At 57.3% G+C, this 10327-nt stretch carries 7 protein-coding genes and 1 pseudogene; 4 read left to right on the top strand and 4 right to left on the bottom strand.

Annotated features, from left to right (window positions below):
* Positions 1-285: 285 nt before the first annotated feature.
* The 3 genes and pseudogenes from JUK32_RS08885 to JUK32_RS08895 all read right to left on the bottom strand — a co-directional run bounded on the left by JUK32_RS08885 (position 286) and on the right by JUK32_RS08895 (position 2345).
* Positions 286-492 carry a GntR family transcriptional regulator gene (locus tag JUK32_RS08885; protein WP_204138502.1) on the bottom strand — a complete coding sequence of 69 codons (207 nt, stop codon included), beginning with the start codon at positions 490-492 and terminating at the stop codon, positions 286-288.
* Positions 493-605: 113 nt separating this feature from the next.
* A pseudogene (locus JUK32_RS28690) lies at positions 606-721 on the bottom strand (IS1 family transposase); the annotation flags it as partial.
* A 196-nt stretch (positions 722-917) separates the two neighbouring features.
* Positions 918-2345, bottom strand: a complete 1428-nt coding sequence (locus JUK32_RS08895; protein WP_204138503.1) for an adenylate/guanylate cyclase domain-containing protein — start codon at positions 2343-2345, stop codon at positions 918-920.
* Positions 2346-2658: 313 nt separating this feature from the next.
* Here JUK32_RS08895 and cysE point away from each other — a divergent pair, with 313 nt between their 5' ends.
* Positions 2659-3390 carry a serine O-acetyltransferase gene (gene cysE / locus JUK32_RS08900; protein WP_375541557.1) on the top strand — a complete coding sequence of 244 codons (732 nt, stop codon included), beginning with the start codon at positions 2659-2661 and terminating at the stop codon, positions 3388-3390.
* A 246-nt stretch (positions 3391-3636) separates the two neighbouring features.
* On the opposite strand, the gene JUK32_RS08905 is transcribed toward cysE, so the two are convergent.
* Positions 3637-4599 carry a glycosyltransferase family 2 protein gene (locus JUK32_RS08905; protein WP_204138504.1) on the bottom strand — a complete coding sequence of 321 codons (963 nt, stop codon included), beginning with the start codon at positions 4597-4599 and terminating at the stop codon, positions 3637-3639.
* 247 nt (positions 4600-4846) lie between these two features.
* Here JUK32_RS08905 and JUK32_RS08910 point away from each other — a divergent pair, with 247 nt between their 5' ends.
* From JUK32_RS08910 to trmFO, 3 genes are all read left to right on the top strand, one after another.
* Positions 4847-6058, top strand: a complete 1212-nt coding sequence (locus tag JUK32_RS08910; protein ID WP_204138505.1) for a glycosyltransferase family 4 protein — start codon at positions 4847-4849, stop codon at positions 6056-6058.
* Entirely contained in the window at positions 6058-8448 is a 2391-nt protein-coding gene (locus JUK32_RS08915) for a hypothetical protein (protein ID WP_204138506.1), read from the top strand. The genes JUK32_RS08910 and JUK32_RS08915 overlap by 1 nt, the downstream gene beginning before the upstream one ends.
* Before the next feature lie 214 nt (positions 8449-8662).
* A complete protein-coding gene (gene trmFO / locus JUK32_RS08920; protein ID WP_204138507.1) occupies positions 8663-10039 on the top strand; it encodes an FADH(2)-oxidizing methylenetetrahydrofolate--tRNA-(uracil(54)-C(5))-methyltransferase TrmFO in 1377 nt (458 codons plus the stop codon).
* The last annotated feature ends 288 nt before the right edge of the window (positions 10040-10327 follow it).

A 10327-nucleotide genomic window follows, 5' to 3' on the forward strand; every position in this document is an offset into this window, starting at 1 on the left:
GAAGCATTTCAGACCAATCTCAAGGGACTGAGGGCATCTTTGCTACGCAAAGTAACCCTTTTAAAACATCCTCTTAGAAAGCCGCAAAGATTGAGGGAATCGGTTACTTCAGCGGTAGCTTCAATCTTTAGAAGTTTTGCCACTAAGAAGTTTTGCCACTAAATGGATGGTTGGCGACCCATGCGGCCTGACAAACTCAGTCATCTATGGACTTGGTCTGGAAATCACTTGCCGATCGCCCAAAGCTGGGCTGCTAGGTTTTATCTGTGCGCAATTTCACCAGCGCTAGATAATCTTGAGGCGATTTAGCGCAACGCGGATTGCTTCCCGAATGGGAGTGCGACTCACCGCAAAGCGATCGGCCAAGCCTTGTTCGATTAAGCTTTCTCCCGGCAGGAGTTGACCAGACAAAATTTCTTGTCGCAGTGCCCAATAAATTTTGCTGAAAAGCTTGCCCATAAACCCATCGCAAAAGTCAGCTGAGTTCAACATTGTCAAGGAGAAAATCCGAAACTTACGATGCCACAGTTCTTGTATGTTAATTGTATACAAGCTGTTTTTGTGCTTGGTACTGCGAAGCGAATGTCCTGGATAAATGGGTAGTCTTAAAGCTGTAAGGACGCGTTGTAGTGGTAGCTAAGAATCGGATTGCGCCAACATGATTTTCTAACTTTTTGGAGAAGGGCAAGGTCTTGCGGACTAACCTTGATACTCGTTGCCGTGGGGGGCAATTTCAGCTGGGCAACGCCATGGATTGGCAACGATAATCTGCACAGAGATAATTTTACTTGTCGTGACAATGGCTGCTGTTGTAAATGTGATGGCTACCGCATTTGGGACATTGCATGGAGATTTTTTCACTCGATCAGCCCCCTCAATTTTAGATGGTGGCAAAATTTACCCACGAGCAAACTCAGTCATCCCATCGTTGAGCAATGCTCTCCGTGGCGGCCTTTGAACAGGTAGGTGTGCATGCTGCCGCGACCTTTGATATCGATGCAGCCGCGATCCTCAAACTGATATTGCTCTTGCACGTGACGATAGGTGCTTTCGCTGATTTGGATGCGATCGATAACGCCGTGGGACTCCATGCGGCTGGCGATGTTGACGGCGTCGCCCCACAGGTCGTAGCTGAATTTTTTGATCCCAATGACCCCGGCGATAACGGGGCCGGTGTTGATGCCGATGCGCAGCCGAAAGGGGGTGCCGTCGTGGCGTTTGAATGACTGGATCGCATCGAGCATTTGAATGGCCATTTCTAGGATGGCCTGGGCGTGGTCGGGGCGGGGTTCGGGTAGGCCCCCTACCACCATGTAGGCATCGCCGATGGTTTTGATCTTTTCTAAGCTGAGGCCATCGGCGATACAGTCGAAGGTGGAAAAGATTTCGTTCAGGATATTGACCAGTTCCCCCGGTGCTACTTGGGCGGACAGCCCTGTGAAGTCAACAATGTCGGCAAATAGGATGGTGGCTTCGTCAAAGCGGGAGGCGATCGCCCCCACCTCTTGTTTAAGCTGTTCAGCGATGGTGTCGGGCAGAATGTTGAGCAGAAGTTTTTCCGATTTAGCCTGTTCGGCTTTGAGGGCTTGCTCAGCTTGTTTGCGATCGCAAATCTCTTGATGCACGCGATCGAACATTTGGCAGAAGGCTCGTGAAACTTCCCCCAATTCATCCTGCCGATGAATGGCCTGGGTCTGAAACTGCGGGGGCTGGTCTTGGCTCACAGCTTCCCCTGCCTGCTGCAAATCGTCCCGTAACCGCAAAACGGGAATAATCAAAATCTGCTCTAGTACCACGATGGTGACGAGGGTGACAAAGGCGGAGATGATGAGCACCAGTCCGGCAATGGCTAGGGCGTACTGCCACATTTCGTGGATGACCCCGCTGGCGTCATGGCGCACGACCAAAATGTATTCACCGGAGAGGCGATCGCTGGGCCAAGCCACATCGTACCGCCGCCGCCCTTCGGTTAACCGCTTGACGGCTTGTCCCTCGGGCACGGCGGCACAGTCAATGGTGGGTGGTTCGCCAAAAGTGTCAATCAAGGTGCCATCGGCGGCGCATAAATTGGCCCCGAGGATGACGGAACCTGGTTTGAGGCTTTGTTGAATCAGCTGTAATACAGTCTCCAGATCCGCGTTCAACATTGCTGTGGCTTTAGCCGTGAACAGCACTTCGGTGGAAACATCTTGCAGATCGCTCAATTTTTCGCGGTAGCGGCGGACGAATGAAGGGATAAAAATGATGACCTCAATCACGACAATGCTGAGAAATACGGAACTCACAATGCGGCGAGAAAGGCGCGATCGCAGTAGGCCGACAGAAGACTGCAAAATGCTAGCCATGGTATGACTCAGGTGACGAGAAACTCTTCCTCAATACTACTGACTGAGATTTCAGCGTTCCGGGCAGGTAGATTTCGGTGAGATAAGAATTTCCTGAGTGAGTCGGCCATTCGCCGGCCTGTGAAAATTTAGCAGGGAAATGTTGATGAGCTTTGGGGCACGGGGGCGAGGGCGCTAATGGTAAACCAGTTTTCCCTATCGAGGGTCCCCCGCTCTGAGGTGAGCGATCGCGGGATCCTCACCTTGTGACCTATTCCCGACGGCTGTCAGTAGCGCTAAAATTGCACAATGTGTTTTTCACGAGGCGAGACAAGTGCTGAAAGCATTGCGAGCTGATTTCAAAATTGTTTTTGAACGCGACCCCGCAGCCCGCAACTGGCTGGAGGTGCTGTTTTGTTATCCGGGCTTGCAAGCGCTGATGTTTCATCGCTTTGCCCATTGGCTGTGGAATTTAGGCTTGCCGTTTGTGCCGCGTTTGCTGTCCCACATTAGCCGCTTTATCACAGGCATTGAAATTCACCCCGGCGCGACCATTGGTCATAGTGTTTTCATTGACCACGGCATGGGCGTGGTTGTGGGCGAAACGGCCATCATTGGCAATTACTGCTTGATTTACCAGGGAGTTACCCTGGGCGGTACGGGCAAGGAATCGGGCAAGCGCCACCCCACGCTGGGGGAAAACGTCGTTGTAGGGGCCGGCGCGAAGGTGCTTGGCAACATCCAGATTGGTAACAATGTGCGCATTGGAGCCGGGTCAGTGGTGCTGCGCGAAGTGCCTTCCGACTGTACTGTGGTGGGCATTCCGGGGCGGGTAGTGTACCGCGCTGGGGAACGGGTGGGACCGCTGGATCACGATCGCCTACCCGATTCTGAGGCGCAGGTAATTCGGGCCTTGGTTGACCGCATTGAAGCGCTGGAAGAACAATTGGAAACGCTGAAGGAAGACAAGGTTAGCCAGAAAGAGCTAGTCGCGATCGGGCAGAGCAGTAGTTGCCGACTCGGCGATCGCGTCATCACTGAGTTTTTGGATGGGTCGGGCATTTAGCCGCTGTCATCCGTGTCCTAGTGACCTATTGTCTTTTGCCCTGGGCCATGAACGTGATGCCTCGCCGGAGAGTTAGGACCGCCAATGGGCCGTTAAACCAGTGAGGTATCTGCAACTCAATAACGTAACCGAGCAATCCGGTTTCGACGCCGCCGTTCAACCCACCAATGTCGAAAGTTGAGCGGAGGCGAAACTCGGTCTACGAGGATCTATATTTACGCGCCATCACCCCCCGCAAGATGAGTGTTACGAAGGCGTAGGTGAGGGCTTAAGGCGGCGCAATACAGAAAAAAGAAGGGGCCGCATCGCGGGGGGAAAAGCAGCGATGAGTTGACCGATTTTGGCCTTTTGGGCGGAGTGGGCTTTCCCCTGCTGCAAGAGTGCTTTGCCCTCAGCCGTTTCCCCTGCTTCAATGAGCCTTAAGCCCAGGAGTAGCTGGGTTTCTTCCAGGCGGCGCTGGCGCAGATTTTCGAGCTCAGCATCGGCAAACTCATACAGGTTGAGGTACTGCATCTTGTCGCGCAGATAGGGAATGGCGCGGCCAATGCCTTGCTGCTCGGGGTGAAAGCGATATTCCATCAGGCGCTCGGGCAGGTAGTAGGCTTGCTTATTGGCTAGCGCGAGGCGCACGAGCAGATCGTTGTCTTCGCAATTTTGCAGGTTGGGTCGCATGTAGCTGACTTCGTCTAACACCCGTTTGCGAAACAGCGTTGCCCCGATTTGCAAACTCTGCTGGTCAAAGGTGCGGGCGGTGAGGTTGGCGATGGGGCCAGCGGGCAGCGTGGTGCGCCCCCACTTGGCGGAGTTCTGGTCGGTTAGCGTGGGTTCCCGCTGGCTATCGGGGTTGATGACCCAGTGGTCAGTGCTGACGAGGTCAATGTCGGGGTGCTGATCCAAAATGGCGGCGGTCTGGGCTAAAAAGTCGGGGGTGAGGCGATCGTCGTCATCAAACTTGATGAAGTACTCGCCTTGGGCGGCCTGATAGCCAGAGATCATGTTGTTGCTTTTGCCGATGTTTTTGACGTGGCGCAGGTAGCGGATGCGATCGTCATTCAGCCCTGCCATGAAGTCTGGGGTGGCGTCTTGAGAGCCATCGTCGCAAACGAGGACTTCCCAGTCGGTAAAGGTTTGGTGCTGTACGCTGGCGATCGCTTCGGCCAGATAATGCACGCGGTTGTAAGTGGGGATGCAAACACTAACCTTGACCATAAAACTTGCGAAAAAGAGGATGAACGGAACATCGCGATGACCGCAGTCTGGGCGGCATCACTTAACTGTAAATTGCCCAGCCCGATGGCCGAACCCACCATTACACTCCGTGATCTTTCGGGGAGGGCGTATCGCGAGAGAATCGTAGCGGGCATACTAGCAGCGTCTGGGAGCGGTGAACCGCTGCCGAGCGATCGCCCGCTTTGCGGCCTAGACTGTTGACTGCTCGGTTGTCTTGAACTCGCCTATGAAACTTTTGATGGTGTCGGCCACGTTTCCCTATCCCCCTACTCGCGGCGGGACTCAGGTGCGCACGTTCAATTTGTTGCGATCGCTGCAAGCCCACGAAGTCACCCTGGTAACCCAGGTGGATGACTCGATTCCGGCGGCGGATCTTGAGGCCCTGAGCCAGTACGTCCATCTGCTCAAGGTGTTTCCGAAGCCGCAGGGGGCCGGGCGCGGGGGCGTCATCGGCAAGGGAGTGCGGTTTGGGCGGTTTCTCTTACAGGGCACGCCGCCGAGCGTGAGCGCCAACTTTTCACCCGCCATGCTGAAGTGGATCGAAGACCTCGTGGCCCGCGAAGTGTTTGATGCGTTGACGGCAGAGCATTGCGTGAATGAGTGTTACGTGTCGCCGCTGGTGCAAGCCCGTGTGCCCAAGCGCGTGGTGAATATTCACAGCTCGGTCTACGGTACGTGCCTACAGCAGTTGGCCTCCGGGACCGCCGAAAAGCCAGGACGCGATCGCCTCAATCTCTCCCTGCTCAAACGTTACGAGCAGCAGTATTGCCAAAAGTTTACCGATCTGGTGGTGACTACGCCGGACGATGCCCAGCAAATGCGGGAACTGTGTCCCCAGCGTCCGGTTCATGTGGTGACCAACGGCGTGGATTTGGCGATGTTTCCCTTGCGGCAGGCCGATCCAGGGGGGCGTCATCTGGTCTTTATTGGGGCGATGGATAACCTGCCCAACATCGATGCGGCGACCTTTTTGGCGAGGGAGATTTTTCCCCATGTGCGGCAGCACTATCCGCTGGCCAAGTTGTCGCTGGTGGGGTCGCGCCCGACGGCAGAGGTGCAGGCGCTCAAGGCGTTGCCGGGGGTCGAGGTGACCGGGCGGGTGCCGTCAATGGTGGACTTTTTGCACCTGGGGACGGTGTGCGTGATCCCCATGCGGGCGGGTTACGGCATCAAAAATAAGACGCTGGAGGCGATGGCGGCGGGCATTCCCGTGGTGGCGAGCGATCGCGGGTTGGAAGGACTGACTGTTGATGGTGATGGCGTACCGCTCCGCGCCTTACGCGCCAACACGGTCGATGAGTACGTCACGGCGATTCAACAACTTTTTGAAAAGCCTGAGTGCAGAGCGACCCTCTCAGCGAATGCCCGCACTATGATTGAAGCGGACTTTACCTGGCAGCAAGCGGGACAAACCTACAGTCAAGTTTTGGCTGGGTAGTGCCGCAGGCTGCGATCGCCCCTGGGATGCCCCAATCATCGCCCCCTTCTAAAGACGCATTAGCCGCTGGCCTGGTGGTCAAGTCGGTCAAAACTAGCCCGGTGAGTCAGCGATCGGCTCGCCCGGTCGGGTTGCCGTGGCGACAGTGGGGACGACAATGGGGACGGCTGAGTGGCCTGGCCCTGCTGTTGGTCGGGGCGGGCACGTTGGTCGGCATCAGCGTGTGGACGAGTGTGATCCTCATTCTGCGACCGCAGCCCCCCCGCTGGCTCGCGCAACATTGGCCGGGGCTGATGGATGCCTGGAGTGACGTGCCCCTCCAGACGACAACTGAGATCGAGACTGAATTAGCGGCACAGCAGCGCTATGCCGGGGATTGGCTGGACTTGGCCCAGCTCAGCGATCGCCCCGAATTTGCTGACCTCAAGCTATTGCCGATTTGGGCCACGCGATCGCCCTGTAGCCACGACTGTGACGCGATCGTCGAGCTGCGGCTCTACAGTCAGCCAGCGGGACGAGCCGCCGCCGACCAATGGCAGCTATTACACCAGTTGCCCGTGCAAGGGCCAACCGAGGCGACGGTTTTGCAAGCCTTAGCCAACCCCGATGCGAGCTTGCTGGGGTCTACCTATCAATTGCCCCTTACCGCGCTCAAACCTCTGCACGACGACGCCTTGCCCGGAGCTTGGCTGACCTTGACCGGACGCTGGCAGCCCCAAGGCAGCCCCATCCTGCATGGGCAGGTGCTGTATGTGAATCCCCAGTTTCGGCGCATTACCTCGCTGCTCAATTGGCAGAGTCCGCCGGGGCGCTTGCCCACCTGGCACAATATCGACCAGCAGGGCGCGCCGGAGCTGCTGGTCAACCAAACCTATGGTCTCGAACCCGACTTTCAGCTTTATCGAGTCAGCAACTTGCAAGCGGTCGGAGCCCATACCCGGTTAGAAGCCATTACGCTGAAGCCGTTGTCGCTGCCGACAGACGCGCCTGCGATCGCCTACAAAAATGCCCTGTTTCTCGCGCAGCGGGGGCTGTGGTCAGCGGCCCACACCCGTTTAACGCAAGTCAAAACCCAACTCGCCGCCAACTGGTCAGATGAGCTGGAACAGCAGTGGCAACTCGTCGCCCTGCACGGTCAATTTAGCGCGGCCCAAGCCGAACGCGACTGGTCGCAGCCGAGTCAAAAGCTGCTGGCCTTGCTGCTCGATGGTCAGTGGCAAGCGGCCCTCCAGCCCATTCAAGAGAAACAGACCGGGTTTCCGAAAGCGGTGTTGCCACTGCTGGAACGGAATTTTTCGCGGGTGTGGCCCCGGTTGACGGCGACCTTGCAGGTTGACCCGGATGATCAAGCCGCGCGGCTGTGGAATGCGCTGCTGCTGCTGACCAAAGAAGACGAAGCCGCCGCGCTGCAATGGTTGACTGCCGATCAGAATTCGCCGTTACGTAAAGAGTTTGAGGCGATCGCCCAAACCGTCACCAACCCCGAACCCGCCCCCATCATTGTGTGGCCGACCGTCGCCGACGATTCGCCGGAAGTAGAGATCGCCGATACCACACCGCCCCTGTGGGATGGCGTGATTGGCGAAGCGAGGGTGCTGACCAACCTCACAGCCCGCGATTGGCAACGCCCGGCGAATGGAGCGGCCTTAACCCTATCACCAGGACAACAGTGGTTCGCCATTACCCTGCAATCGGGACACCAACAGCAGCAGTGGCAGCCGATCACGTTCTCCGCGCGGGTATCGGCACAACCGCCCCCACAACTCTGGCAAACCCTCGGCCTCGGCTCCAGTGCCACCCTGCGCGGTGTCGATCTGGCCGGGGATCGCTCGCAGACCCTGGAGGTAATGGGGGCTCGATGGCAAGGCCAACGGTTAACCTTACTGGCGCGGGGCGTCACGACCGATCGCCCGCTGTTCGTCACTACGCCAGGGCAGTGGCAAAATGTCGCTGCAGTGAATCCGACCGGGCTTGCGGGCTGGCTCGACGCCCAAGCGGCGACGCGCGATCGGCTTTTGACGACCCTGCAAAGTCACTTGGGCTTTGACCCCGGCAGTCTCTCCACCACCTTGCAACAGCAGGCCAACGCGATCCCCCCTTGGGCCACCGTGCGCCCGGTCAATTTGATGGGCGGCAACCCGCCAGCACTCATCGTCACCTTATCCCCAGAATTATTAGCGTCCCAGGACTTAGCCGCCGCGGGACAATCACCCACCGAGCTGATCATGACGGCCTCAGGCGAACTGCTCTACAGCAGCGTGTGGTCGGGCGGCGGAGCCCGCTTAGCTGGGTGGATTCAGCCCCCATCCCAGCAGCCAGTTTTGGTGATCACCGAAAGCGATCGCCCGCAATTTTTGTTCTGGTCACCGCAAAACGGTCGGTTTCAGTAAAAATGGGGAGTGGGCAACGGCGATCGCTTTGTTGAGCCTGCTGATCTGATCCCCCACTGTCACCGCCCCCTTTTCAAGAGGGATAGCAACTGCTCGGTGGGAGTCCCCCTTTTGAAGGGGGATTAAAGGGGGATCGATAGCAGCTGAACGGCTCAACCCATACTCGGCAATCTCCGGCTGCCCTGTCCTGACCAAGAACCATCAGACCGAACTTATGCAACCGATTCACGTTATTGGCGGCGGCCTCGCGGGCACCGAAGCGACCTGGCAAATTGCCCAGGCCGGGGTGCCCGTCATTCTCCACGAGATGCGGCCCCAAAAGCAGTCCCCCGCCCACCACAGCGAGCACCTGGCGGAATTGGTGTGCAGCAATTCCTTTGGGGCGCAGTCGAGCGATCGCGCCTCGGGCCTCCTACACGAAGAGTTGCGTCAACTCGGTTCCGTCGTCATTGGCAAAGCGGACGAGCATCAAGTCCCTGCTGGCGGAGCCCTCGCGGTCGATCGCGCTCGCTTTAGCCACGACCTGACCGATACCCTCGCCAGCCATCCCCTGATCGAACTGCGGCGGGACGAAGTTCACCAAATTCCTGATGATGGTGTCGTCGTGCTCACCACTGGCCCCCTCACCAGCGACGCCCTCTCCCGTGATCTACAGCGCTTTACGGGACAGGCATACATGAGCTTTTTTGATGCGGCTAGCCCGATCATTGTGGGGGAAAGCATCGACCGCGACCTCGCCTTCCTGGCCTCCCGCTACGATCGTGGCGAAGCGGCTTACCTCAACTGCCCGATGAATCGCGAGCAGTATCTAAACTTTTGGCAGGAACTCTGTGCGGCAGAGCAGGCAGAACTCAAAGAGTTTGAGCGCGAAACCGCCAAGTTTTTTGAAGCATGTTTACCGATTGAAGAAATGGCGCGACGGGGCGAAGACACCATGCGCTACGGCCCGATGAAACCCGTGGGGTTGTTTGATGCGCGGCTCGGTCACTTCAAAGATCCGGCGCTCAAGGACAAGAAACCCTACGCCGTGGTGCAACTGCGGCAAGAAGACAAGCAGGGCAACCTGTGGAATATGGTCGGCTTTCAGACTAATCTGCGCTGGGGCGAACAAAAGCGGGTGTTTCGCCTGATCCCCGGTTTAGAAAATGCCGAGTTCGTCCGCATGGGGGTGATGCACCGTAACACCTTCATCAACTCTCCCGAACTGCTGAGCGCGACTCTGCAATTTCACCAGCGGCCCACCCTGCTTGCAGCGGGACAACTGGTGGGCACTGAAGGCTACACGGCGGCGACGGCGGGGGGGTGGCTTGCGGGCACCAATGCGGCGCGGGTCGCCTTGGGGCAGGCACCGCTGACGCTCCCCGTCAACCTGATGATGGGGGCTCTGATTGACTTCATCAGTTCCGCTGAGCCCAAGCATTTTCAGCCCATGCCGCCCAACTTTGGCATCATTCCGGCTCTGCCCACCAAGGTTCGCAACAAGCGAGAACGGTATGGCCACTACCGCGATCGCGCCCTTAGCGACCTGACTACTTGGGCTAGCACCCATAACTTGGCACTGCGATCGCCCACCCTGGTCGCCACGGCCTAAACCATCAGCTGAAATTAGAGATTGGCCAAAACATCACATCCTGGTTGAGGGTGTTGACTGGGTAGATCTGTAATTCAATAAAGTACCCGTTCCATTCGGTTTCGCCTCCGCTCAACCTACCAGTATCGAGAGTTGAGCGGAGTCGAAACTCGGGTTTATTCTGGCAGTTTTTTATGTGCCGGGGCAGCGGTGGGGGTATCGAGAGTTGAGCGGCTTAGTGGTGCAGAAAAGTCCTGAGAGTATTGATGTAGCTAGATTCTCAGATTGAGAAGGGGAGCCATCTGTGAG

This window comes from Halomicronema sp. CCY15110 (assembly GCF_016888165.1).
In the GTDB taxonomy this organism is placed as follows: Bacteria; Cyanobacteriota; Cyanobacteriia; order Phormidesmidales; family Phormidesmidaceae; genus Halomicronema.